The organism is Methylobacterium sp. Leaf112 (assembly GCF_001423295.1).
In the GTDB taxonomy this organism is placed as follows: Bacteria; Pseudomonadota; Alphaproteobacteria; order Rhizobiales; family Beijerinckiaceae; genus Methylobacterium.
Genome location: NZ_LMNG01000030.1, coordinates 377,318 through 401,707, shown reverse-complemented (window position 1 = coordinate 401,707; position 24,390 = coordinate 377,318). Strand labels below are relative to the sequence as shown.

Annotated in this window: 23 protein-coding genes; 9 read left to right on the top strand and 14 right to left on the bottom strand. The window is 69.3% G+C overall.

The genetic code is table 11. The features are described 5' to 3' along the window. Positions 1-111 precede the first annotated feature (111 nt). Positions 112-480 carry a hypothetical protein gene (locus tag ASF52_RS15785; protein WP_056174180.1) on the top strand — a complete coding sequence of 123 codons (369 nt, stop codon included), beginning with the start codon at positions 112-114 and terminating at the stop codon, positions 478-480. A 146-nt stretch (positions 481-626) separates the two neighbouring features. Next, positions 627-1,184, top strand: coding sequence for a metallophosphoesterase (locus ASF52_RS15780; protein WP_056174015.1), 558 nt, complete (start codon positions 627-629; stop codon positions 1,182-1,184). Between the two features lie 65 nt (positions 1,185-1,249). Here ASF52_RS15780 and ASF52_RS15775 read toward each other — a convergent pair whose 3' ends face one another. The 3 genes from ASF52_RS15775 to ASF52_RS15765 all read right to left on the bottom strand — a co-directional run bounded on the left by ASF52_RS15775 (position 1,250) and on the right by ASF52_RS15765 (position 3,197). Next, the gene (locus ASF52_RS15775) at positions 1,250-1,645 is read right to left on the bottom strand and encodes a hypothetical protein (RefSeq protein ID WP_056174012.1); all 396 of its coding nucleotides are present in this window, start codon (positions 1,643-1,645) and stop codon (positions 1,250-1,252) included. A gap of 141 nt (positions 1,646-1,786) precedes the next feature. Further along, complete coding sequence (locus ASF52_RS15770) at positions 1,787-2,446, bottom strand: 3-oxoacid CoA-transferase subunit B (protein ID WP_056174007.1); 660 nt, start codon at positions 2,444-2,446, stop codon at positions 1,787-1,789. Positions 2,447-2,468: 22 nt separating this feature from the next. Then, the gene (locus ASF52_RS15765; protein WP_056174004.1) at positions 2,469-3,197 is read right to left on the bottom strand and encodes a CoA transferase subunit A; all 729 of its coding nucleotides are present in this window, start codon (positions 3,195-3,197) and stop codon (positions 2,469-2,471) included. A 249-nt stretch (positions 3,198-3,446) separates the two neighbouring features. Here ASF52_RS15765 and ASF52_RS15760 point away from each other — a divergent pair, with 249 nt between their 5' ends. After that, on the top strand, positions 3,447-5,396 hold the full coding sequence (locus ASF52_RS15760) for an AsmA family protein (RefSeq protein WP_244473831.1): 1,950 nt from the start codon (positions 3,447-3,449) through the stop codon (positions 5,394-5,396). Between the two features lie 60 nt (positions 5,397-5,456). Here ASF52_RS15760 and ASF52_RS15755 read toward each other — a convergent pair whose 3' ends face one another. The 4 genes from ASF52_RS15755 to ASF52_RS15740 are packed head-to-tail and all read right to left on the bottom strand — an operon-like array spanning position 5,457 to position 8,930. Continuing rightward, complete coding sequence (locus tag ASF52_RS15755; protein WP_056174000.1) at positions 5,457-6,245, bottom strand: ABC transporter permease; 789 nt, start codon at positions 6,243-6,245, stop codon at positions 5,457-5,459. Next, positions 6,242-7,216, bottom strand: a complete 975-nt coding sequence (locus tag ASF52_RS15750) for an ABC transporter permease subunit (protein WP_082515338.1) — start codon at positions 7,214-7,216, stop codon at positions 6,242-6,244. Before ASF52_RS15750 ends, ASF52_RS15755 begins: the two co-directional genes overlap by 4 nt. Next, positions 7,152-8,222, bottom strand: a complete 1,071-nt coding sequence (locus tag ASF52_RS15745) for an ABC transporter ATP-binding protein (RefSeq protein WP_244473830.1) — start codon at positions 8,220-8,222, stop codon at positions 7,152-7,154. Before ASF52_RS15745 ends, ASF52_RS15750 begins: the two co-directional genes overlap by 65 nt. Before the next feature lie 21 nt (positions 8,223-8,243). After that, entirely contained in the window at positions 8,244-8,930 is a 687-nt protein-coding gene (locus tag ASF52_RS15740; protein ID WP_056092281.1) for a Crp/Fnr family transcriptional regulator, read from the bottom strand. Positions 8,931-9,224: 294 nt separating this feature from the next. Here ASF52_RS15740 and ASF52_RS15735 point away from each other — a divergent pair, with 294 nt between their 5' ends. The 3 genes from ASF52_RS15735 to ASF52_RS15725 all read left to right on the top strand — a co-directional run bounded on the left by ASF52_RS15735 (position 9,225) and on the right by ASF52_RS15725 (position 12,689). Then, positions 9,225-11,099 (top strand): ABC-F family ATP-binding cassette domain-containing protein, encoded by a 1,875-nt coding sequence (locus ASF52_RS15735; RefSeq protein ID WP_056173992.1) that lies wholly within the window; start codon positions 9,225-9,227, stop codon positions 11,097-11,099. Positions 11,100-11,364: 265 nt separating this feature from the next. Further along, positions 11,365-12,234, top strand: a complete 870-nt coding sequence (locus tag ASF52_RS15730; protein ID WP_056173988.1) for a tetratricopeptide repeat protein — start codon at positions 11,365-11,367, stop codon at positions 12,232-12,234. Positions 12,235-12,422: 188 nt separating this feature from the next. Then, entirely contained in the window at positions 12,423-12,689 is a 267-nt protein-coding gene (locus ASF52_RS15725; RefSeq protein ID WP_056173985.1) for a YARHG domain-containing protein, read from the top strand. An 18-nt stretch (positions 12,690-12,707) separates the two neighbouring features. Here the strand turns inward: ASF52_RS15725 and glpX are convergent, their stop codons facing one another. The 3 genes from glpX to ASF52_RS15710 form a co-directional block, all read right to left on the bottom strand. Continuing rightward, a complete protein-coding gene (glpX, locus tag ASF52_RS15720) occupies positions 12,708-13,700 on the bottom strand; it encodes a class II fructose-bisphosphatase (protein WP_056173982.1) in 993 nt (330 codons plus the stop codon). Positions 13,701-13,813: 113 nt separating this feature from the next. After that, entirely contained in the window at positions 13,814-15,136 is a 1,323-nt protein-coding gene (locus ASF52_RS15715) for a homoserine dehydrogenase (protein WP_056173980.1), read from the bottom strand. Between the two features lie 151 nt (positions 15,137-15,287). After that, positions 15,288-15,992 (bottom strand): ceramidase domain-containing protein, encoded by a 705-nt coding sequence (locus tag ASF52_RS15710; protein ID WP_056173977.1) that lies wholly within the window; start codon positions 15,990-15,992, stop codon positions 15,288-15,290. A 107-nt stretch (positions 15,993-16,099) separates the two neighbouring features. On the opposite strand from ASF52_RS15710, the gene xth reads away from it, so the two are divergent. After that, on the top strand, positions 16,100-16,888 hold the full coding sequence (gene xth / locus ASF52_RS15705) for an exodeoxyribonuclease III (RefSeq protein ID WP_056173974.1): 789 nt from the start codon (positions 16,100-16,102) through the stop codon (positions 16,886-16,888). Positions 16,889-16,978: 90 nt separating this feature from the next. Then, positions 16,979-17,605 carry a glutathione S-transferase family protein gene (locus tag ASF52_RS15700; RefSeq protein ID WP_056173971.1) on the top strand — a complete coding sequence of 209 codons (627 nt, stop codon included), beginning with the start codon at positions 16,979-16,981 and terminating at the stop codon, positions 17,603-17,605. 30 nt (positions 17,606-17,635) lie between these two features. Here ASF52_RS15700 and ASF52_RS15695 read toward each other — a convergent pair whose 3' ends face one another. From ASF52_RS15695 to mnmA, 4 genes are all read right to left on the bottom strand, one after another. Next, positions 17,636-18,532, bottom strand: coding sequence for a tetratricopeptide repeat protein (locus tag ASF52_RS15695; protein ID WP_056173969.1), 897 nt, complete (start codon positions 18,530-18,532; stop codon positions 17,636-17,638). Next, a complete protein-coding gene (gene ilvD / locus ASF52_RS15690; RefSeq protein WP_056173966.1) occupies positions 18,519-20,249 on the bottom strand; it encodes a dihydroxy-acid dehydratase in 1,731 nt (576 codons plus the stop codon). Before ilvD ends, ASF52_RS15695 begins: the two co-directional genes overlap by 14 nt. A 391-nt stretch (positions 20,250-20,640) precedes the next feature. Further along, positions 20,641-21,294, bottom strand: coding sequence for a class I SAM-dependent methyltransferase (locus tag ASF52_RS15685; RefSeq protein ID WP_056173964.1), 654 nt, complete (start codon positions 21,292-21,294; stop codon positions 20,641-20,643). A gap of 37 nt (positions 21,295-21,331) precedes the next feature. After that, complete coding sequence (mnmA, locus tag ASF52_RS15680) at positions 21,332-22,480, bottom strand: tRNA 2-thiouridine(34) synthase MnmA (RefSeq protein ID WP_056173961.1); 1,149 nt, start codon at positions 22,478-22,480, stop codon at positions 21,332-21,334. 334 nt (positions 22,481-22,814) lie between these two features. On the opposite strand from mnmA, the gene ASF52_RS15675 reads away from it, so the two are divergent. Further along, positions 22,815-24,377: a flagellar hook-length control protein FliK gene (locus tag ASF52_RS15675; RefSeq protein ID WP_156630172.1), complete on the top strand. Its 1,563-nt coding sequence runs from the start codon at positions 22,815-22,817 to the stop codon at positions 24,375-24,377. Positions 24,378-24,390: the final 13 nt, after the last annotated feature.

Sequence of the window (24,390 nt, the reverse complement as noted above, 5' to 3'; positions counted from 1 at the left end):
CTCGACGGGCAGCGTATTCGAGGGCTCGGAACGACGGCGGAACGAACCTTCGGCGCTGGGCTTCTCCTACCAGCCTTGGATCTCGAGCCTTGGACGAGGGAGAATATCACCGTGGACGACAATCGGGTCTGGTCTTTCGAGAAGAGTCTCTGGGTCGGCGATGCCGATCATTATCGCGAACTGGTCGACGGCGAATGCCTGATGGTCCTGCCGCACCCACCCTTCGTGATGAGTGGCAATCAGGCGATCGAGGCCGTCGCCAATACGCCGCGCTGGTCGCACATCGACATCTCCAACGGCCAGATCTCCCGTCCGCAGGAAGGCCTCATCGTCATCGCCTACAATGCGAAAGCCTCGCGGGACGATGAGACCTACGAAGCCAATTGCACCTCGACGTATCGACGTCTCTCCCACGAGGAGTGGCGTGTCGTGCAGCACCAGCAGACACCCCCGCTCGCCATTCCGGCGGTCAACGACTGACGGCGCCGGTTCGGCCAGGAGGACGACGGTGTCGGCTCGCCTGAGTCAGCACGTCGCCTTGCTGGCCGCTCGGGCCGCGCCATGTCGGGAACCGCGAGCCCTTTCGCCGTTCTCGAGTCCCGGGGGCGCCCCTCCCGGCAGGATGCATGGCAACCTTCTTCACGGCCGACACCCACTTCGGAGACGCGCCCCTCGTCGAGCGGCGCCGGTCCGCCTTCGGCTCCGTCGAGGGCCATGACGAAGCCCTGATCGACCGCTGGAACGCCGTCGTCGGCCCCCACGACGACGTCTGGCACCTCGGGGACTTCGCCGCAGGGGCCAGTCGCGCGCATTGCGCGTGGGTGTTCGCGCGCCTCAACGGCACCAAACGGCTCATCCGGGGCAATCACGACACCAACCGGGTGCTGGACCTGCCATGGGCGGATCCGCCGGAGGCGAGCGCCCGGATCACCGTGGCGGCATCCGACGGCGCGGCGTGGCGCCTGTTCCTGTCGCACTACCCGCACCGGTCCTGGCCGGGCTTCTGGCGTGGGACGCGGCATCTCTACGGACACACGCATGCGTGCCTGCCCGACACGAGCCGTGCCTGCGATGTCGGCATGGACGCATGGGATTACCGCCCCGTCGATCTCGCGACCGCGCTGGCGCGCCAGGACGCCGCCGAACAGGCGCCGGAGGAAATGGCGCTGCGCGGCCTGCGCTGAGCTCGAACGCGAGGATCTTAGCCCCGAGCGCACGGCTCCGCTGGGAACCGCATGATGCCCTCCGCTCAGGCCGGCTGTTCGAACAGGAAGCCGTCGACGGCCGGGATCGAGACGGCGAGACCGGCGCCGTAGCTCGCCTTGGTGACACGCCAGGGGCGTTCGGGGCGGGCGCGGATCGACTCGGAGGGCCGCAGGCGCCGGAGCGCACCGTCGGTGTCGATCTCCTCGATGGTCAGGAAGCCGTAGACCTGGAGACGGGCGGCGATGAGCTTGGTCTCCCGGTCCCCGGCCGCGACCGCCAGAGTGCCGGTGGCGTAGACCGCATCCATCACCGCGCGCTGGTCGCCGCGCCGGGTCGCGTTGGTGGCCTTGCGCGGAACGCTTCCGGCCGGGGGTGGGGTCGTGGGGGCCGCCCGCCGGAACGGCACGACATTGTCCATCCTTGCCGGAACGTGATCCATCAGCCGATCATCCTCGTCTTACGCAACGCAGGCCGGGAACGCCCGGTCCCCGGCCTGCGCCGACATTTCGACGAGTCGGCTTAACGGGCGCTTAGCCATGCGGGCGCCGTGCCCGGCTTCGGCGTCCCGAAACGAGGCGGCTCAGGCGAGACGCGTCGTGAAGGCCCCTTCGGTCTTCGCCCGGATGTCGTCCTCGGTCACGCCGTCGGCGAGCTCGATCAGGGTCATGCCGCCGTTCCCCTTCTTGTCGATGGTGAAGACCCCGAGATCCGTGATCACGAGGTCGACCACCTGCGTTCCCGTCAGCGGCAGGTCGCAGGCCGAGAGAAGCTTGGGGGATTCGGAGCCGTCCTTGTTGCGGGCGACATGCTCCATCACCACCACGACGCGCTTGACGCCGGCCACGAGGTCCATGGCGCCGCCCATGCCCTTCACCATCTTGCCGGGGATCATCCAGTTGGCGAGATCGCCGTTCTGAGCGACCTGCATGGCGCCGAGGATCGACAGGTTGATGTGCCCGCCCCGCACCATTCCGAACGAGTCGGAGGACGAGAAGTAGCTCGTGGTCGGCAGCTCGGTGATGGTCTGCTTGCCGGCGTTGATGAGGTCGGGGTCCTCCTCGCCCTCGAACGGGAACGGGCCCATGCCGAGCATGCCGTTCTCCGATTGCAGCTGCACCGACATGCCGTCGGGAATGTAGTTCGACACCAGCGTCGGAATGCCGATGCCGAGGTTCACGTAGAAGCCGTCGCGCAGCTCCTTGGCGGCGCGCTCCGCCATCTGTTCGCGGGTCCAGGCCATGGGGGTGTCTCCTGCGTTCTCGTCAGACGGCGGCGGGGGGGATGGCGGGCTCGCCGCGCTTGCGCGTCGTGCGCTGCTCGATGCGTTTCTCGCGGGTCGCCACGTGGATCATCCGCTTGATGAAGATGCCCGGCGTGTGGACCGCGTCACCGTCGATCTCGCCCGGCTGCACGAGGTGCTCGACTTGGGCGACGGTGACCTTGGCGGCCGTGGCCATCATCGGATTGAAGTTGCGCGCCGTCTTCCGGTAGACGAGGTTGCCCTCCGTATCGCCCTTCCAGGCGTGGACGATGGACAGATCGGCGAACAGACCGCGCTCCATCACGTAGTTCTCACCCTCGAACTCACGCACCTCCTTGCCCTCGGCGATGAGGGTGCCGACGCCCGTCTTGGTGAAGAAGGCCGGAATGCCGGCACCGCCCGCGCGGATGCGCTCGGCGAGGGTCCCCTGCGGATTGAACTCGATGGCGAGTTCGCCGCCGAGATACTGCCGGGCGAATTCCTTGTTCTCGCCGACGTAGGACGAAATCATCTTGGCGACCTGCCGGGTCTCGAGCAGCTTGCCGAGGCCGACGCCGTCGATGCCGGCGTTGTTCGAGATCACGGTGAGGTTCTTGACCCCCGACGCGCGGATCGCGTCGATGAGTTCGTCGGGGATCCCGCACAGGCCGAAGCCCCCGGCCATCACCGTCATCCCGTCGGTCAGGAGACCGGCCAGGGCCTCCGTCGCATCCTTGCGTACCTTCTTCATCAACGCCCTCCCCAAAGGTCTCCGGCAACAGGTTTTCCGCCCGCCGTCAGCATCGCGCCTCGCTGCGGTTACGCCAAGCAATTCGTGATGACCAGCGGGGGTTTACCATGCGCCCCGACAGGTCCCCACCGGTGTCATCCGATTCGGACGTCCCCTCCCGCGCCGGCATTGGCCGGTGCACGGCCCCGGGCCCTGGGAGACAAACCGCTCCGGAGGGCGTAGGGATTTGAATCGCATCAGTGTTCGTCGATGGGTGGGGGCGCCCGTGACGATCATCGGCTGGACGCGCCGGAAGGGTCCGGCTCGCGTTCCTCCGCACGGAGTGCCCTGTCGCTGCGACGTCTCGCTTCCCTCCTCGGCCTGGGTGTCCTGGCCGCCGGCCTCGCGGCGGGCTGTCTCCCGTGGGCGGTACCGACCGAGCGCGCGGTCGCCTTTCTCGGCGGCCCGCTCGCACGTACCTACGGGATCGTCCTGAGCGCCTCCGGCCCCGCGGAATCGGCTCTCCTTCCCCTGCCCCGCCTCAGCCTCGGCGGCGTGCGCCTCACTTCGATGGGCGGCGAGATCCCCCTCGCCGAAGGCGGAGCCCTCAAGCTCCAGTTCAATCTCTTCGCCCTCCTGACTGGCCGCATCGAGGTCACCACCGCCTCCCTCGAGGGCGGGATGGTGAACCTGCCGACCCGCGACGACGATATGCGGTGGGCCGAACCGAGGGCACGGGCAGCGCGTCTGTTGGAGCCGGGCGCGGCCCATCCCCGTCGCCTGACCCTGAGCCGTGTCACCGTGACCGGGCGCGACTTGCGTGACGGACAGGCCCAGACCGCGCAGGATGTCGATCTCAACGTCTCCTGGCCGGCCTGGAGCCCGGAGATCGACATCGCGGGCGCGTTCCGCTGGAACGCGGTTCCGGCCCGCTTCACCGTTTCGGGATTACGGGCGGCCGATCTCGCCGCCGGCGCACGCAGCCCGTTCGCGGCGACGGCCGATTGGCCGGCGGGCAGCCTTTCCATCGAGGGAGATGGGTCTTTCACGGCTCAACCGGCGCTCACCGGCAGCGCCAGTCTGCGGACTCGATCCGTGCCCGAGACCCTGGGGTGGATGGGGGGCGATATGGCTCTCTCCCCGGTGATCGAAGCCCTCGCCCTCTCGGGCCGCTTCGAGGTACGCGAGCGGACCCTTCTGTTGCCGAGCGTGCGCCTGAATATCGGCGAGGACCGTTTCGAGGGCGCCGGCTCCGTTTCCCTGGCAGGTGCGCGTCCGTCGATCCAGGCGACCCTGGCGGCCGACACCCTCAACCTCGCGCCCCTCCTCGCCGAAACCCTGCGCCTCTTCGGCCTCGATGCGGACGACCCGCCGGGTCGGACCGGACGCAGTCTCGCCCTGCGGCCCCTCACGGGGGGAGACCTCGATTTGCGGATCTCGGCCGGCCAGGCCCGCATGGGACCGCTCGCGTTCGAGGACGTGGCCGCGAGCGTCCTGGTGCGCCAGGGCGGTATCGAGGCATCCCTGAATCGCGCGACCCTGCAGGGGGGGCTGGTGAAGGGCCGCCTCGGCCTCACGCCCGGGGTGGACGATCCGGACAAGACCGAGGTCAGGCTCCAGGGCGCTTTCGACCGTCTCGACCTCGGCGCCCTCCTGGTCGATCTCGGCCAGGATCGCTGGGTGTTCGGAGGCGCACGCGGTCAGTTCACCTTCGAGGGCGCGGGAACGACGCCGGACGCCCTCGTGCGCCATATCGATGGACGCGCGAGCGTCGCCATCGACGGTGGTGCCCTGGCGGGGATCGATCTCGCCGATGTCGTCCACCGCAACGGTGCCGTCGCGGCCGGCGCGCTGGCCCGCCGCAACGGCCGGACCGCCTTCGAGCATGCCGGCCTGAGCCTGCGGGTCGTCGATGGCATCGGAGAAATCGTCGACGCCACCCTGCGGACATCGGCGCTGACCGGAGCCTTGAGCGGCGCCGTCGTCCTCCCCGAGCGTCGCATCGAGACGCGGGCGCAGATCCTGCCGCGCGCGGCCCCCGATGGAACCACCCGGCCGGGGCCGAGCTATGCCATCACCGGCCCGTGGAACGCCGTCGTGGTCCGCAAGGCCGCCCCGGAGGATGGCGACTCCGGCTTCACGGCGACCGGTGCCCTGCGCCATCCAGCGGCAGGCGGGAAGCCTGATCTGCCGCCGGCCGCCCGTGCCTACGCGCCCTGATCCTGCTCCGTCGCCCCATCGCCCTAGCGTCAGCCGATGGTCGCCCGCATCGCGTGGCGATCAGACGGATTTCACCGAAGACCGTGCGGGACGTGCCGACAGCCATGAGGCGGTGAGGACGATGGTGGTGACGCCACCGACCAGCAGTGTCGAGGCGGCGTTGATTTCCGGGTTCACCCCGAGGCGGACCTGGCTGTAGAGGCGCATCGGCAGAGTGGTGGCGCCCGGTCCGGTGACGAAGCTCGCAATCACGAGATCGTCGAGGGACAGGGTGAAGGCCAGCAGGAAGCCCGCCGCCACTGCCGGAGCGATGAGCGGCAGGGTGACCGTGGCGAACACACGCAGCGGCCCGGCGCCGAGATCTGCGGCCGCTTCCTCCAGGGCGCGGTCGATGCCTTTCAACCGGGCACCGACGATCACCGCGACGAAGCCGAGGCCGAGGGTGGCGTGCGCTACCACGAGGGTGACGAGGCCGCGCTCGAAGCCGGTTCCGACGAACAGCAGCAGCAGGGCCAGCCCGGTGACGACCTCAGGCATGACCATGGGAACGTAGAGAAGGCCGCCGAAGACGGGCCGACCGGGGAAACGTCCGCCGCGATCGAGGGCGAGCGCAGCGAAGGTGCCGAACAGGGTGGCGAGCGCCGCCGCCGCGACGCCGACGTGCAGGGACACGGTTGCGGCGGCGAGCAACGGCCCATCGGCGAACAGCACGCCGTACCAGCGGGTCGAGAATCCACCCCAGACCGTGACCAGCGCCGAGGCGTTGAACGAGTACGCCACGAGAACGAAGATCGGCCCGTACAGGAAGGCGAGGCCGAGGCTTAAGGAAAGGCGGCCGAAGACGCTCACCGCCCCGCCTCCCCTGGACGCGCGCCGGAGTCGCGCAGGAGAACCATGGGGACGACCAGGAGGGCGAGCATGAGGATCGCCACCGCAGACGCCAGCGGCCAGTCGCGATTGGAGAAGAACTCGCTCCACAGAACGCGACCGAGCATCAGGGTGTCGGAGCCGCCGAGCAGATCCGGGATGATGAATTCGCCGACCATCGGCACGAAGCACAGGAGCGCTCCGGCCATGAGGCCCAGCCGCGCCAAGGGCAAGGTCACGCTCCAGAAGACCCGCGCCGGCGAGGCGCCGAGGTCCGCCGCGGCCTCGCGCAGATGCGGGTCGAGGCGCGCCATGACGGCGTAGAGCGGCAGCACCATGAACGGCAGATAGGCGTAGGTCAGCCCGATGAGGATCGCCCCTTGCGTGCCGAGGACCTCCAGGGGGCGGTCGACCAGTCCGAGGCGCAGGAGGGCGCCGCTCAGGAGGCCTTCCGGCTTGAGGATCGCGATCCAGGCGTAGATGCGGATGAGGAAGCTCGTCCAGAACGGCACGATGACGAGGGCGACCAGCAGGGGTTGCGCCCGCTCCGGCGCGCGCGCCATGGCATGGGCGATGGGCGTGCCGATCAGCGCCAGGATCAGTGTCGCGAGCCCTGCCAGCGCCAGGGACGACAGGGCGGCATCCCGGTAGAGGGTATCGCTCAGGAGGGTTTCGAAATTGGTGAAATCGAGGGCTTCGAGGAAGCTGCTCCACCCCTCCAAGCCCGCACTCCAATCGAGCACGGGCAGGTAGGGCGGCTGGGCCGTGGCCGCGGAGGAGAGGCTGATCTTGAGGATGATCAGGCCCGGCAGGAGCACGAAGGCTCCGAGCCACAGGGCCGGTACCAGGGCCAGGAGGCGGGCGGGTCTGATCATGCCGGCAACCGGATCATGGCGGTAGGATCCGGCAGGCCTCGGGGGCGAGGTCGAGGCGGATCGTGTCGCCTGGGCCATGGAGGTCCCGGGCCTGGAGGCCGAATGCATGGCTCGCCGCCGGCGTACTCACCCGCAGGAGCGTACCGTCGTTCATGCGGACCTGGCTGCGCACGCGCACGCCGAGGTAGGTCACCTCCGTGATCGTGCCGGCGGGTCCCTCCGAGGCATCCATGCCGATCCGTTCCGGGCGAAGGGCGAGGGTGGCCGCTTCCCCCTCCCCCGGGGCGGATTCGGAGGCAGAGGCGCGCAGCGGGCCGAACCCGGTCTCGACCACGATCCACTCGCCGTCGCGCCCGGTGATCCGGCCGGGAATCAGGTTCACGTCGCCGAGCAGGCCGGCGACGAAGCGGGTCGCGGGACGTTCGTACAGGGTGGCGGCGTCGCCCACCTGCACGAGGCGGCCCCGATCCATCACCCCGATGCGGTCGGCCAGCGCCATCGCCTCGCCGGGATCATGCGTGACCATGACGAAGGTGGTGCCGAGCCGGCGCTGGAGGGCGCGCAACTCCCCTTGCGTCTCCTCGCGAAGGCCCCGATCGAGGGCGCCGAGGGGCTCGTCGAGGAGAAGGACGCCCGGCTCGCGGGCCAGAGCGCGGGCCAAGGCCACGCGCTGACGCTGGCCGCCGGACAGGGTCTCGATCCTGCGGTCTTCGAAGTTCTCCAGGCGCACGCGGGCCAGCAGGGTCTTCACCCGGGCGCTCCTGTCCGTCCGGCTCAGACCATCGAGGCCGTAGGCGATGTTGCCCGCGACGGTCTTGTGCGGGAACAGGGCATAGGACTGGAACATCATGTTCACCGGCCGCCGATGCGGCGGCAGGCCTGCCAGATCCAGACCATCGACCCGGATGAGCCCGGTGCTCGGCGTCTCGAACCCCGCGATCAGACGCAGCAACGTGCTCTTGCCGCAGCCCGATGGCCCAAGCAGGCAGAAGAATTCCCCCGCCGCCAGGGCCAGCGACACATCCGCTACGGCGACCCCGTCGCCGAAACGCTTCGTGACTCCCTCCAGACCGAGGCGGGGCACTGAACCGGTATCGCCCAAGGTTCAGCTGTCCTCCCGCAGAGCCTCGGCCACGCGGGCCTCCAGCAGGTCCGGCCGGCGGATCACGAGGGCACCGCGGGTGCGGTCGATGAGACCGTCGGCCGCCATGACGGTGAATTCGCGGGTCACCTGCTCGCGCCGGCAGCCGATGCGGGCGGCGAGCACGTGGTGATAGGGCGGTGGGGTCACGACGCGCGCGCCGTCCCCGCCCGTGCGCGGCACCGAGAGGCGGAGCAGTTCGGCGTAGAGGCGATGACGCAGATCGAGGAGCGCGTGCTCCATGATGCGGGTGTTGAGTTCGCGCACGCGTTTGGCGAGGAGGCGGAACAGCCGGTCGGCGATGGCCTCCGAGGCGAAGATCATCTGGCGGAAGATCGGCGCCGGCACCACGCAGACCTCGCCCCGCGTCAGCGCGGTGACGTTGGCCGAACGGCCGATGCCATCGAGTGCTGCGAGTTCGCCGAAGAACGCGCCGCCGCGCATCTCGCCGAGGATCACCTCCTTGCCGGATTGCGACCGGTTGAGGATGCGAACCTCGCCGGAGGCGAGAAAGTACACGTCGGTTGAGACGTCGTCGTAGTCGACCAGGACCTCGTTCTCGTCGAACCGGCGCCAATGACAGCGCGTCTCGTAGGACGACAACTCGATTCCCGGTTCCTTGAAGAACGGGATTGTCGCCAGCCGACTCATCGAAAAAACTCCTGGTGGCGCCCTGCGCCCGATCCTGACCTCAAGGGGATCGCCGCCGATCCGGCATTCTAGCCCGGCACCTGACAGGTCCTTACCGCGCCGCGATGGTGACCGCCGGGTCTGGAGCGGTCAAGCCGCCGCCTCCCAGATCGGCGTGGATAGGCCCGCCCCGCGCCGATCCCGCCGCCTCGGAACGCGTCCGATCCGGCGCGCCGGCGGGGAAACCGTCCGGGAGGGTTCGAAACCGCGGTGCGACGCTTGCCACGGCCGGGGCACGGCGCCAGAACGCCGTCCATGCTGCGCGTCAACGACCTTACCTATCGCATCGGCGAGCGCCTGATCCTCGACGGCGCCACCTTCGTCATTCCGGACCGGGCCCGGGTCGGGCTCGTCGGCCGCAACGGGGCCGGCAAGACCACCCTGTTCCGGGCGATCCTCGGCGAGTTGCCGACGGAGGGCGGAACCGTGTCGATGCCCAAGGGCATGCGCATCGGCGCCGTCGCCCAGGAGGCCCCGGCCGGCCCCGAGACCCTGCACGCCGTCGTGCTCGCGGCCGACACCGAGCGCGCGCGCCTGATGGCGGACGCCGAACACGCCGACGGCCTGCGCCGGGCCGAGATCGAGACCCGGCTCGTGGACATCGAAGCGCATTCGGCACCCGCCCGCGCGGCGGCGATCCTGCACGGCCTCGGGTTCGATGCCGAGGCGCAGGGCCGCCCGTGCTCCGACTTCTCGGGTGGCTGGCGCATGCGCGTGGCCCTCGCCGCGGTGCTGTTCTCCGAGCCCGACCTGCTTCTGCTCGACGAGCCGACCAACTACCTCGACATCGAAGGCACCATCTGGCTGTACGACTACCTCGAACGCTATCCGCGCACGGCGGTGATCATCTCCCACGACCGGGACCTGCTGGACGAGTGCGTCGACCACATCCTGCACCTCGACCGGGGCAAGCTCGCGATCTACCGGGGCGGCTACACCTCGTTCGCCCGCCAGGTCGCCGAGAAGCGCACGCTCCAGGCCAAGGCGAAGGTGAAGCAGGACGCCGAGCGGGCGCATCTCCAGAGCTTCGTCGATCGGTTCAAGGCCAAGGCGACGAAGGCGCGGCAGGCGCAGTCCCGCGTCAAGCGGCTGGCCAAGATGGAAATCATCGCCTCGGTGATCGAGGACGACGTGCCGGCCTTCCGCCTGCCGAGTCCGGAGCGGCCGCTCTCGCCGCCCATCGTCGCCATGGAGCGGGTCCAGGCCGGCTACCCCGACCGCATCGTGCTGTCGGGACTCAACCTGTCCCTCGCCCCCGACGACCGCGTGGCCCTGCTCGGGGCCAACGGCAACGGCAAGTCGACCTTCTGCAAGCTCATCGGCGGACGCCTGCCACCGTTGAGCGGGGAGATGCGCCGCTCGGGCAAGATGGAGGTCGCCTACTTCGCCCAGCACCAACTCGACGAGTTGCGCCCCGCCGAGAGCGCCTACGCCCATGTCCGAGACCTGATGCCGGACGTGCCGGAATCCAAGGCCCGCGCCGCCGCCGCGCGGCTCGGCTTCTCGGGCACGAAATCCGAAACGCCCGTCTCCCAGCTCTCGGGTGGCGAGAAGGCACGGCTCCTCATGGGCCTCGCGGCCTTCAAGGGGCCGCACCTGCTCATCCTCGACGAGCCGACGAACCACCTCGATATCGAGAGCCGGCAGGCCCTGGTCGAGGCGATCAACGATTACGAAGGGGCCGTGATCCTCGTGTCCCACGACCGCTTCCTGGTCGAGGCCTGTGCCGATCGGCTCTGGCTCGTCGCCAACGGCAGCGTGAAGGCCTTCGACGGCGACATGGACGATTATCGCCGCTTCGTCCTCGCCGGTCCCGAGCGGCCGGCGGAGAAGGAGGCGTCCGAGGCGGCCGGCGGGGTCAAGGCGGTGGAGCGGCGCTCCAATGCCGAACGCCGGGTGGCCCTCGCTCCCTTGCGCAAGAAGATCGAGGCGGTTGAGGCGCGCATGAAGAAGCTCGCCGAGGCCATGGCCAAGATCGACGCGGCGCTCGCCGATGGTACCGCGTTCCAGGCCAACGCCGCCAAGGCGGGCGAACTCGCGAAGATGCGCTCCGACGCCGCCAGCGCCCTCGAATCGGCCGAGGAGGAGTGGCTCGAGCTCAGCGGCGCCATCGAGGCCGCGGAAGCCTGACGGAGGCCTTGACCTGCGGCTCCGGCACCACACGGCCGAAGCGTTTGACCGGCGCCGGGGCTCCCCGGAGCCCATCGGTGTCACGAGCCATACGTTCGCCACATCGCCGGGCTTGAGGGTCGGGAACGGCGCTTTCTTAAGTGTGCGTTCACCGCGATGCGCGACCGTTCCGGCGCGGGCTCGCGGATCGGGGCGGCCTCAGGTTCGGGCACAAGTTGGTTGGGCGGTACCGTGCAGGGCACGGACGCCCGGGGGGAGCGGGTTCATGACGGTTCTGACGCTGCGGGCATCGAAGGCGGGGCTGATCGGGGCCGCCCTCGTGGCGGTCGCGCTCGGTGGGTGCGAGACCTATGGCAATGCCGGTGCGCCGAAGCAGTTCGCCGTCCTCGAGACCGACACCACGGGCGCCACCAACGTGAACATCGCCTCGCTCAGCGAAGTGATCCAGCGCAACCCGAACGATGCCGCCGCCTATGTCACGCGCGGCGCGGCCTATGCGCGCTCGGGCCAGTTCAACGACGCCATCGGCGATTTCACCAAGGCGGTGCAGATCGATCCGAACTCGGCCTCGGCCTACAACAACCGCGCGCTCGCCAACCGCCAGATCGGCCGCAACGACGCTGCGCTCGGAGATTTCTCCAAGGCCATCGCGGCGGACCCGAACTACGGCCCGGCCTATATCGGCCGCGCCAACGTGCTGCGCGCCCAGGGCGACCTCGAAGGCGCCGGCAACGACCTCAACCAGGCGATCCGCCTGACGCCGGAATCCGCCGAGGCCTATCACGCGCGTGGGCTCGTGCGGCAGAAGCAGAACCAGAACACCCAGGCCATCGGTGATTTCGACGCCGCCATCGACCGCAACCCGTTCGTCGCCGCTCCCTACGCCGCCCGCGGCCAGAGCCTGATTGCCACCAACCAGTTCGACAAGGCCATCGAGGACTACAACGCGGCGCTCAACGTCAACAACAAGGACGCGACGTCCTGGGCCTATCGCGGCGTCGCCTACGAGAAGTCTAACCGCCGCAAGGAGGCGATGGAGAGCTACCAGCGCGCCGCGCAGCTCGACCCCGGCAATCCCATCGCCAAGCAGGGCCTCGGGCGCGTCCAGGGCGGTGTGGGTTCGCTCTTCAACTGACGGCAGCCTCCGCTCGATAGCGGGCTCGGCCTGGTCCGGAGCAATCGAGCGGAGTTCTTGGGCCTCGGAGAGCCTCCACTTGGGAAAGCTTGCCTGCCTCCGGGCAATCTCGGCTCGGAATTTACGGCTGAGGACATGTGCGGCATCGTGAAAACGCGGCAGGATCGCGCATCCATGGGAGCTCTCCGATGCTGCGTCGTCTGATCCTTGTCTGCCTTTTCGTCCCGACTGCCGCACCGGCCTGGGCCGCCTTTCCGTGCGACGCGTTCTGGGGCGAGCGCAATGCCGTCTATGCCGAGGCCGGCTACTGCTTCAAGACGGCCCGCGGCATCAAGGCTTTCGGCAACGCCGATTGCCGCTACGACGAAATCCGCGATGTCCCGCTTTCCGCCCGCGATCGCGCGAAGATTGCCGATATCGTGCGTGAAGAGCAACGGAACGGCTGCCGGGACTGAGTCCCGGCCGTCCCATCGTCAGCCTTCGAAGGGTCGGGTCCGGCGATGCTCGCCGATGATCCGGCGCACGGTGCCGGTGGCCGAGCGATAGACCACCGTCTCGGTCTCGACGTGCCCTTGCTTGAACCGCACGCCTTTCAGGAGGGCTCCGTCCGTGACCCCCGTGGCCGCCACGATGACGTCGCCGCGCGCCATGTCGTGGAGCTCGTACTTCCGGTTCGGGTCGCTGATGCCCATCCGTGCCGCGCGCTCGCGCTTCTCGTGACTGTCGAGGATGAGCCGGCCCTGCATATGGCCGCCGATGCAGCGCAGCACCCCGGCGGCGATGACACCCTCGGGGGCGGCACCGATGCCGAGGTAGATGTCGGCGCCGGTCTCGTCCGGGCTGGTGGTGTGGATGATGGCGGCGATGTCGCCGTCCGAGATCAGGCGGATACCGGCGCCCGTCGCCCGCACGGCGGCGACCAGGGCCATATGCCGTGGCCGGTCGAGGATGATGGCGGTGATCTGGGCGGGGTCGATCCCCTTGTGGCGCGCCAGGGCGGCGATGTTGTCGGCCGGGCTGGCATCGAGATCGACGAGACCCGCCGGATAGCCGGGGCCGATGGCGATCTTCTGCATGTAGACGTCGGGGGCGGCCAGCAAGGACCCGGCCTCGGCGAGCGCCATCACCGCGATGGCGCCGGGCATGTCCTTGGCGCACAGGGTGGTGCCTTCGAGGGGATCGACGGCGATATCGACCTTCGGGCCCGCTCCGGTGCCGAGGCGTTCACCGATGTAGAGCATCGGCGCCTCGTCGCGCTCGCCCTCGCCGATCACCACGGTGCCGTCGATGGGAAGCGTATTCAACTCGACCCGCATGGCATCGACGGCGGCCTGATCCGCCTCCCGCTCCTTGCCCTGGCCGCGCAGATGGGCGGCGGCGATGGCGGCGCGCTCCGTGACCCGTGCCAGTTCCAGGGCCAGGGTACGATCGACCGTACCGCCGGGGGGTGTCTTGCCGTACGCCATGGACCTGTCCGCGCCTCTCGCCGTTCGTGCGCTCTCTATGAACTAAAGTTCGAGAAACACTACTGTTCCGGGCGTTTTCTTCCGGTGTTCCAGCGAAATCTTGCGCCGGGCGCCTATTCCCGCTCGATCCGGATGAGTTGGGGCGCCTCCGCCAGCAGACCATCGGCCGCGATGGCGTCGAGGGCCGCGCGGATGGTTCCTTCGGTGGCCGCGTAGGTGATCAGCACGAGGGGTACGGGCTGGCCCGAGCGGCCGTGCGGGTCCTTGGAGGCCGCGCTCTCCGAACGGCGCTGCAGGATGCTCTCGATGGAGATGTCGCGCTCGGCCATGCGGGTGGCGACACCCGCGGCGACGCCGGGCCGGTCGTGGACCGTGAGGCGGATGTAGTAGCCGCCCTCGTGCCGCTGCATGGCGACGCGCTGGGAGGGGCCGAGATCCGCGTTGGGTCGGCCGAAGGTCGGGCGGTTCACGTTCGCCGCGATGTCGGTGATGTCGGAGACGACCGCCGAGGCCGTGGCCTCGCCGCCGGCACCGGGGCCGATGAGGGTGAGTTCACCGACCGCGTCGGCGTCGATCGTCACCGCGTTGGTGACACCCATCACCTGGGCGATGGCCGAGGATTTCGGCACCATGGTCGGGTGTACGCGCTGCTCGATCCCGCCCTCGGCGACCTGAGCGACCCCAAGCAGCTTGATGCGGTAGCCCAGCTCCTCCGCCATGGTGAGGTCGAGGGGCTGGATCGCCGAGATGCCCTCCACCGACACGCCCTCGGCGTCGATCTCCACGCCGAAGGCGAGGCTCGTGAGGATGGCGAGCTTGTGGGCGGTGTCGAAGCCCTCGACGTCGAAGGTCGGGTCGGCCTCGGCGTAGCCGAGGGCCTGCGCATCCTTGAGGCAGGCCTCGAAGGTCAGGCCCTCGCGCTCCATCCGCGTGAGGATGTAGTTGCAGGTGCCGTTCATGATCCCGTAGACGCGCGACACGGCGTTGCCCGTGAGCCCCTCGCGCAGGGCCTTGATCACCGGGATGCCGCCGGCGACGGACGCCTCGTAGGCGAGGCTGACGCCCTTCGCTTCCGCCGCCCGGGCCAGGGCGGCGCCGTGCCGCGCCAGCAACGCCTTGTTGGCCGTGACCACGTGCTTGCCGGCCGCGAGTGCCGCTTCCACCGTGGCTTTCGCCGGACCCTCGGCGCCACCGATGAGCTCGACCACGCAATCGATGTCCGGGCTCGCGGCAAGTGCCACGGGGTCGTCGAACCAGGTGACGCCCGTCAAGTCGAGACCACGGTCTCGGCCTCGATCACGCGACGACACGGCGGCGACCCGGACCTCGCGGCCGCTGGCGGCGGCGAGCGCGTCGGCCCGGCGGGCGACCATGCGGACCACGGCGGCACCGACGGTGCCGAGGCCGGCGACGCCGAGGCGGAGGGGCTGTTTCATGGCGCGCGATCCGTCATCTTCCAGTGGCCCGTCCAGGGCTTGCCCGGTACAGGGCGACCGTCCACGGGGCATTCCGTTCGCCCCGGTCGGGAGCGGCGGGCTCTTCTGCAACGAATTTCCAGGGGGTGCAACAAACCCGCCGACGGCGTGCTCACGCCTTCCGTGCGCCGTGGCGAAGGGCTGTCACGAGGAGCCCGTAGAGGACGCCGGCATTGAGGACATGCCACAGGAAATGCGTGCCCAGAGGTACGCTCGCGCACAGGCTCCGGTCGAGGGTCCGGAAAGCCAGGGAGACGCCAAACAGGGCGGCGATGCCGAGGAGCGCCCGCCCGGCCCCGTGCCGCGCCGGTGCTTGAGGGATTCCGGGCGAGCGGGCGAGACCGGCGCCGACACCGAAGAGCGCCAGGATCGCCGGGACGTAACCGATGGAGCCGTTGCTGACGGCATCGACATCGCTGCCGCTCAAGGCCGTCAACGCCGGTTCCAGACCGAAGCCGACCCCGGCGAACAGCAACGTCAGACCCAGGGCCGGCCCCGACCCGAGATCGAAGAAGCGCCGCAAGGCCAGGAAGAAGTAGGCGTGGATGAACAGCGCGATGGGAATGACATCGGCCAGGAGCGACCAGCGTACCGCCAGGGTATGGAACAGGAACGAGCCGAGGCCGACCAGGGCGACGAGTCCGGCCAGCATTCGCACGGGAGCGTCGGGTCGCCTGCCCCTCCCCTCGTGCCGCATCACCGCGAACGCGGCCGCCAGGAAGGACGCGTTCGAGACCGCGTTGATGGGCTCGGCCCAGAATGTCGCGTCGGTTCGCTCGCAATAGGCCTGGAGCGGCGCGAACCACGTGTCGGGCATATCCTTTTTCCCGGTCCATCTTCGACTTCGCGATCGCCCCGACGGCTTGCCACCGCTGCGCGAAGCCCCGATGACGGGCGACGCCGAGGTTCAGGACATCAAGCCCCATGCGGATCGTCACGTGGAACGTCAATTCCATCAAGCAGCGGGTCGGCCACCTCGTGGCGTTTCTCGACGAGGCCAAGCCCGATGTGGTCTGCCTCCAGGAACTGAAATGCCAGGACGAGGCATTCCCGCGCGCCGAGATCGAAGGGGCGGGGTATGCCGTCGAGACCCTGGGGCAGAAGGCCTATAACGGCGTCGCCCTGCTGGTGCGGGCCCCCCTCGTGCTGAGCGAGGTCCGGCGCGGCTTGCCCGGCGACGAGACCGACGAGCAGGCCCGGTACATCGAAGGCCTGATCACGGGGGACGATACGGCACCCGTGCGGGTCGCCTCGCTCTACCTGCCCAACGGCAATCCCGTCGACAGCCCGAAATACCCCTACAAGCTCGCGTTCCTGGAGCGCCTGCGGCACCACGCCCGCGATCTCCTGACCAGCGAGGAAGCCGTGGTGCTCGCAGGCGACTACAACGTCATCCCAGAGCCCGAGGACGCGTCCGATCCGGCGGCCTGGGTGAATGACGCGCTCTTCCTGCCCCAGACCCGTGCGGCTTTCCGCACGCTCCTGGCCGAGGGCTACACCGAGGCTTTACGGGCCTGCGATCCGAAGCCCGGCCTCTACACGTTCTGGGATTATCAGGCCGGTGCCTGGAACCGGAATGCCGGCATTCGCATCGATCACCTCCTGCTCTCGCCCCGGGCCGCCGATCGCCTGGTCTCGGCCTCGGTACAAAAGCATCTGCGCGGGCTGGAAAAACCGTCCGACCACGTACCGGTGACGGTGGAACTCGCCTGACCTTCATCCCGCTCGGGTCGGTTTTTCCTGAACAAAGGGGCCGGTGGCGGGTTGCCACGCCGCGTCCCTCTGGAACAGGAGCCTTCCCACGTGAAACTCTACGGTACCGGCTACTCCCCTTACGTCCGCAAGGTCCTCGTGGCGCTTGCCGAGAAGGAGCAGAGCGCCGAGCACATTCCTTTGTTCTTCCACGATCCCGACGCCGCCTTTCAGTCCGCCAGCCCGCTCGGCAAGATCCCGGCCATGGACGACGACGGTTTCCTCCTCGCGGATTCGTCCGCAATCCTGTTCTACATCGAGGCGAAACATCCGACTCCGCCGCTGTTGCCAACGGAAGCCAAGGCACGCGGCCGGGCGATCTGGTTCGACAAGTTCGGCGATACGGAAATGTTTCCAGTGATCATCGCCCCCTTCGCCAACCGGGTCGTGAAGCCCAAATTGCTGGGCCAGCCGGGCGACGAAGCCGCTGTCACGAAGGCGCTTAACGAGGATCTGCCGAAGATCTACGATTACCTCGAAGCGCAGATCGACGGGCCGTACCTTGTGGGCGACGCTTTCAGCATCGCGGATATCTCGGTGGTGACCGGCTTCCACAACCTGCACCTGGCCGACGAGAAGGTCGATGCCGCGCGTTGGCCCAAGCTCGCCCGCTACGTCGCCACGACCCTGGAGCGTCCGTCCTTCATCACGGCGCTCGCGGCGCGCACGAACCCGTAGGCCGGACGGCCCGACGCTGCGGCTTGTACCTCAGCGTCGGCGCCGGGCCGATCCGGTGACCTGGGCCTGCGCCTGGAGGGCCTGTGCCTGGGCGGTCAGGCGGTCGTCCTCGCTCGCGGCCGTCCAGGCCTTGTCGTACAGGGTGACGATCCAGTCGTCCTTACGGCCCTGCGCGGCCTCGCGCGCCAGGGAGAGCCACATCAGACCGCGGGCGCGCTGCTTCGGCACGCCCTGGCCGTTGATGAGGAGTTCGCCGAGGAGCGCCTGAGCCGGGGCGTGGCCCTTCTCGGCCGCGAGGTTGAACCACCGCGCGGCCTGGCGCGGATCGGCCTCGACGCCGGTGCCGTCGAGGTAGAGCCGGGCGAGGTTGTACTGGGCGTTCGGGTCGCCGAAATACGACGCCGCGTAGTTGAACATGTCGTAGGCGCGCTCGGGGTTGGGGCGCACGTATGTGCCCTTGATCCCGTCGAGGAAGTAGGCGCCCAAAGCCGTGAAGGCGCTGGCCATCACGCCCGAATTCTGAGCGTCGGGCCCGTCGTCGGTGGTGTCGTCGGCGATGCGCGAGAAGAACTCGAACGCCTTGAGGTCGTCGTGGGGCACGCCGTCGCCCTCGGCGTACATGCGGCCGAGCTTCCACAGGGCGAGGGCGTGGCCCTGGCCGGCGGCGTATTCGAGGGCACGCGCGGCGCCTTCCTTGTCGCCGGCGTTGTAGTCGCGCACGCCCGAGCGCAGGGCCTCGCGGGCGGTGCGATAGCCCGCCGGGGGCACAGGTGTGCGTGCAGTGGCGTCGAGCGCCTCCACGGGCATTCCGCATAGGAACAGGAGCCCGGCCGCCATGGCGACGCGCAGCCGTCCGCGCGTCGGCCGATCCGGGGCGGCCCGGTCCGGCCGCACGGGGCGGCCGAGGGCGGTCCTAGATGTCGGCATAGGTGTGCGTCTCCTCGGCGCCGCCCGGATGGGTCACCGCGCCGTCCACGGCAGGACCGACGGTCTGCATGTACTTCCACAGGTAGCCGGACGTCGCCGAGTTGGTCCGCGGCGTCCAAGCGGCCCGGCGCGTGGCGAACTCCTCGTCGCTCACGGCGACGTCGAGGGTGCCGTTGATCGCATCCAGGGTGATGACGTCGCCGTCCCGGATCAGGCCGATGGGGCCGCCGATGGCGGCTTCCGGCCCGACATGGCCGACGCAGAACCCACGCGTCGCGCCCGAGAACCGGCCATCGGTGATGAGGGCGACCTTGTCGCCCATGCCTTGGCCGTACAGAGCCGCGGTGGTCGAGAGCATCTCGCGCATGCCGGGGCCGCCCTTCGGGCCCTCGTAGCGGATGACCAGAACCTCGCCTTCCTTGTAGGTGCGCTTCTGGACCGCTTCGAAGCAGGCCTCCTCGCCATCGAACACCCGGGCCGGGCCGGTGAAGACCTGGGCGGATGCCGGCATGCCCGCGACCTTCACGATGGCGCCCTCGGGGGCGAGGTTGCCGCGCAGGCCGACGACGCCGCCCGTGGGGGTGAGGGGCGTGTTGGCGGCCCGCACCACGTCCTGGTCCGGGTTCCAGTGCACCCGCTCCATGTTCTCCGCCATGGTGCGGCCGGTCACCGTCATGCAGTCGCCGTGCATGAAGCCGTGGTCGAGGAGCGTCTTCATGAGGAGCGGGATGCCGCCGACCTCGAACATGTCCTTGGCGACGTAGCGCCCGCCCGGCTTCAGGTCGGCGATGTAGGGCGTGCGCTTGAAGATCTCGGCGACGTCGAACAGGTCGAACTTGATGCCGCATTCGTGCGCGATGGCCGGCAGGTGCAGGGCCGCGTTGGTGGAGCCGCCCGAAGCGGCCACCGCCGCCGCCGCGTTCTCGAGGCTCTTGCGGGTGACGATGTCGCGCGGACGGATGTTCTTGGCGATGAGTTCCATCACCTTCTCGCCCGCCGTCATGCAGAATCTGTCGCGGATCTCGTAGGGAGCCGGTGCACCGGCCGAGTATGGAAGCGCCAGACCCATGGCCTCGGAGACGGTCGCCATGGTGTTGGCGGTGAACTGGGCGCCGCAGGCGCCGGCCGAGGGGCAGGCGACCTGTTCCAGCTCGTCGAGGTCGTCGAGGGACATATCGCCCACCGCGACCTTGCCCACGGCCTCGAACAGGTCCTGCACCGTGACGGGCCGACCCCGGAACGAGCCGGGCAGGATCGAGCCGCCGTAGATGAAGATCGACGGCACGTTGAGGCGCACCATGGCCATCATCATGCCGGGCAGGGACTTGTCGCAGCCGGCCAGCCCCACGAGGGCGTCGTAGGCGTGGCCGCGCATGGTGAGCTCGACGGAATCGGCGATGACTTCGCGGGACGGCAGGGAGGCGCGCATGCCGGCATGCCCCATGGCGATACCATCGGTGACCGTGATGGTACAGAACTCGCGCGGGGTGCCGTTGGCGGCCGAAACCCCCTTCTTCACGGCCTGGGCCTGACGCATCAGCGAGATGTTGCAGGGCGCCGCCTCGTTCCAGCACGAAGCCACGCCGACGAGCGGCTGATGGATCTGCTCCTTGGTGAGGCCCATGGCATAGAGGTACGAGCGGTGGGGGGCGCGCTCGGGTCCCTCCGTCACGTGACGGCTCGGAAGCTTGGACTTGTCGGTGGTGCGCGCGTCCATGGTCAATCTCGCCGCCCCGGCCTGCTACGCTTGGACATGAGGTCCGGTCGTCCGGTGTGCCGCACGACCCCACGCGGGTGGCGTGCGAACCCACGTGGTTCACTCGTCGAATGACTCGGAACTGTGCGGTAAATCGTTGGGGGGACTACCGTTTACCGCACGGCATGAGGTGGTCCCGGTTTATGGCGGGATCGCGGCGGGGGCTGGCGCCTCCCAAGGCAAAGTCTGGATGGTTTTGGGGTGTTGCGACCTCGCCACAGCCACGCTTTGGTCCGGTGCGACCGCGCGAAGGACCTTCGGAGGAGGATGAAATTCCAAGCCGCAATCATGAAGAAGCCCGGAGCGTGCGGGACGCGCCGGGCCGGATTCAGAGGTTCGCGGGGTTGCGGTGTCAGGCGCGTTTGCGCATCCGCAGGATCTTGAAGAAGCCACCCGGGAAGGTCGGGGCGACGCCGATGAACTCGACGCCGTTGGTCCGCGCCCAGGCCTCGATCCGTGTGGATTTGAAGTCGGACGACCATCCGATCTTGGTGCAGAGCGGGGCCACGATCTCCTCGACCTTGGCCATCGGCCCGTCCGTCTGACCGAAATGGTTGGCGAGCACGATCTCACCGCCCGGCCGTACCACCCGCAGGAACTCCGACAGTGCGCCTTCCGGATCTGGCACCAGGGTGATGAGGAACTGGGCCACCACGGCGTCGAAGCTGGCGTCGGCGTAGCCGAGGCGGCAGACATCCATCACCTGGAGACCGCGCACGTGGGTGAGGCCGCGCCGGAGCACCTTGGCGCGGGCGCGCTTCAGCATGTCCTCGGACAGATCGACTCCGCAGACGAAGCTGGTGCGCGGGTAGTACCCCAGGGAGAGGCCGGTGCCGACGCCGGCTTCGAGGATGCGCGGGCCGCAGGCCACGGCCGCTTCCACGGCGTCGCGGGCGGCGGGTTCGGTCAGCTTGTCGTAGACGACGTCGTAGACCGGCGCCCAGCGGGCATAGGCCTTGCGCATCAGGGCGGTGCTCGGACCGGCCTCCCGCGGCTCGCTCAGCATGTCGATCTCGAAGTCCTGTGGGAAGTGGAAGAGTGGGTCAGGCCGCCTGCGCGGCTCCAGCCTGCAACGCGTCGATGCGCCGGATGGTGCCACCGCCGAGCACCCGCGCACGCGGGCCGTCATCCGCGTAGATCACGCAGGCCTGGCCCGGCGAGACGCCGTCCTCGGGCGTCGCCAGAACGACCTCGGCGGTGCCGGCGGCGGTGTCGAGGGTGAGATGGGCCGGGCGCGGCTCCCGCGTCGACCGCACCCGCACGGCCACGGGCAGATCGACCGGCACGCTTTCGGACAGCCAATTCACGTCGGTGAGGCGAATGCGACTGGTGGCCAGGGCCTCGCGCGGGCCGACGACGACACGGGCGGTGTCGGGCTCCAGGCGCACCACGTAGAGCGGTTCGCCCACGGCGAGGCGCAGGCCCCGGCGCTGGCCGACGGTGTAGTGGACGATGCCCTCGTGGCGACCGAGGATCCGGCCGGCGAGATCGACGATGTCGCCGGCCCGGGCCGCGTCGGGCCGCAGGCGGGCGATGACGTCGGCGTAGCGTCCCTGCGGCACGAAGCAGATGTCCTGGCTGTCGGCCTTCTGGGCCACCGACAGGCCGAGTTCGTGGGCAAGGCGCCGGGTCTCGTCCTTCGGCAATTCACCCAAGGGAAAGCGCAGGAAATCGAGCTGCTCGCCCGTGGTGGCGTAGAGGAAATAACTCTGGTCGCGGGCGGGATCGAGGGCGCGGTACAGTCCGCGTCCGCCCTGCGGCATGGGCCGGCTCGCGACGTAATGGCCCGTCGCCAGGGCGTCCGCATCGAGGTCGCGCGCCGTGGCGAGGAGATCGCGGAACTTGATGGACCGGTTGCACTCGACGCATGGGATCGGCGTCTCGCCCGCGAGGTAGCTCTCGGCGAACCGGTCGATCACCGATTCCCGGAACCGATCCTCGTAATCGAGGACGTAATGCGGGATCTCGAGGACTTCGGCGACCCGGCGGGCATCGTGAATGTCCTGACCGGCGCAGCAGGCGCCCTTGCGGTGGGTCGCGGCGCCATGATCGTAGAGCTGGAGCGTGATGCCGACGACGTCGTAGCCCTGGCGCTTCAGGAGGCCGGCCACGACGGAGGAATCGACGCCGCCGGACATGGCGACGACGACACGCGTCTCGTGCGGGGCCTTGGGAAGATCGAGGGAATTCATCGCGCCAGGTTTCACCGACGGGGCCGGTCCGGTCCCGGTCGCGAGTCTATAGCGTTCCTTGCGCCCGAGTTCCAGGGACAGGGCCGGCAGGGCCGATCGCCACCGGAACGGACTCGGGCCGCGCCTTCGAAGCGAGCGCGTCTCTAGGAACGAAACGGCTCATTCGGAGTCGGGCATCCCTCTGCAGACCCGGCAAGTTTTGCCGGGCGACGCGCAGATTTCGCCGCATCGCCTTCGGGCCGAGACGAAAAAATCTCGTCTTTACAAGATATTGACTGGTTCGGGAGGCTGGCGCGTCCCTTGCTCCAGGATCCGACAAGGAGACCTTGGACCCATGGCGCAGACGTTCCTCGAAACGGATTTTCTCCTGCGCCGTGCGACGCCGACCGCCCCCCGTGTTTCGGCGCAAGCCCCGGCACGGGCCGCTTTCGTCGTTCGTGATCCCGAACCGTCCCGTGCGACTGTGGCCACCCGGCCCCAGGACGTCCGTACACCGGACGCCCGTACGCAGACCGCCCGGGCCGAGCTTGCCCGCGCGAACATCGCGAGCCGATCCGAGCGAGCCCGGACGCCGGACATCGACACGGGGCAGACCCGGACCACGGAACGGACCAAGGCCGGGCCATCGAGGATCGATTCCTCCGGGGCTGAAAGCTCACCGGCGCCCGTCCGAGCCGTGCGTGACGCCCCGGCTCCTCCGGCGAAGGTCTCGACAAAGGCGAATGCCGGCCCATCCGGCGAGGCTGGGGCTGGGACGAACGCCCTGTCGCAGGACCGGGCAGGCGTCGTCGCCCCCGTTCCGGCCGGCGCTGCGGGCTCCCCCGAGGCGGGCATGGCCGGGGCGGTCCTCGCCAGTTCGAATGTCGCGGCGATCATCGGTTCCTCGGAAGTGGGTACCGGCGACGGGACGGAGGAGGACACGGACCCCGCCGAGCTGTCGGCCGACGAGCCGGCCATCTCCCTCATGGGCTTCGGCGTTCTGCCCGCGCCCCCTCCGCCCCAGCCCATGCTCCAAGCAGGACCCGGCCAAGGGGGGCAGACATCCGCCGCTGGGGACGCGGTGTCGGGGGGGCAGGATGCGGCGGGTCAGGCCTCAGCCGTGACTGGGCAAGTCTCGTCCTCGACGGGGCAGCTCCAGCTTCCATCCGGGGGCGTCCCGTCGTCCAGGGGCGGGGCGCCCGCCGCCGCTGGGCAGAATACCCTAGCCCGGCCGGACATATCGGCGGCCGGAAAGTTCGATCCGGCACTCGGCGGCAAGTCCGATGCGGCGGTGGCCGTGCACGAGGCGTTCGGCAGCGCCGAGCCCGTCGCGGCGTTCGCCATGCCCGAAGGGTTGTCCGCCGTCCGGGAGAATTTTGATGCGCTCGTGCCGGGCTTCTCGGCCGCGCCCGCCGCAACGGCGGCGTCCGGTGCGTCGGTCACGGCCGCCCCCGCGCCGCAAGCCGCCGCGCCCGCCGTACCGTTGGGAGCCGTGCCGATGACCATCGGCCTACGCTCACTTCAGGGTTCGAACCATTTCGAGATCCGGCTCGATCCCGGTGAACTCGGACGCATCGACGTCAGCCTCGACATCGACAAGGAGCGCGGGACGGTGATGGCACATCTCGTCGTCGACCGCATCGAGACCCTCGCCCTGCTCCAGCGCGATGCCGGCAGCCTGCAGCAGGCCCTTTCGCAGGCCGGCCTCGACGCCCCTGAGGCCAACATCAGCCTGTCCCTGCGCAGCGACACGCAGTCCGGCGGCCAGGGCACGGAGAACAAGGGCTCCGATGGGCGCCGCCCCGATGGCCGCTCCGGTGGACCCGGCCTTTCCCACCAGCCCGAGGGCCTCGCCGCCCTCGAAGCCATCCCCGTACGCACCCTGAGGGGCCTGACCGGCCTCGACATCCGAATCTGAAGGGGCATCCGAT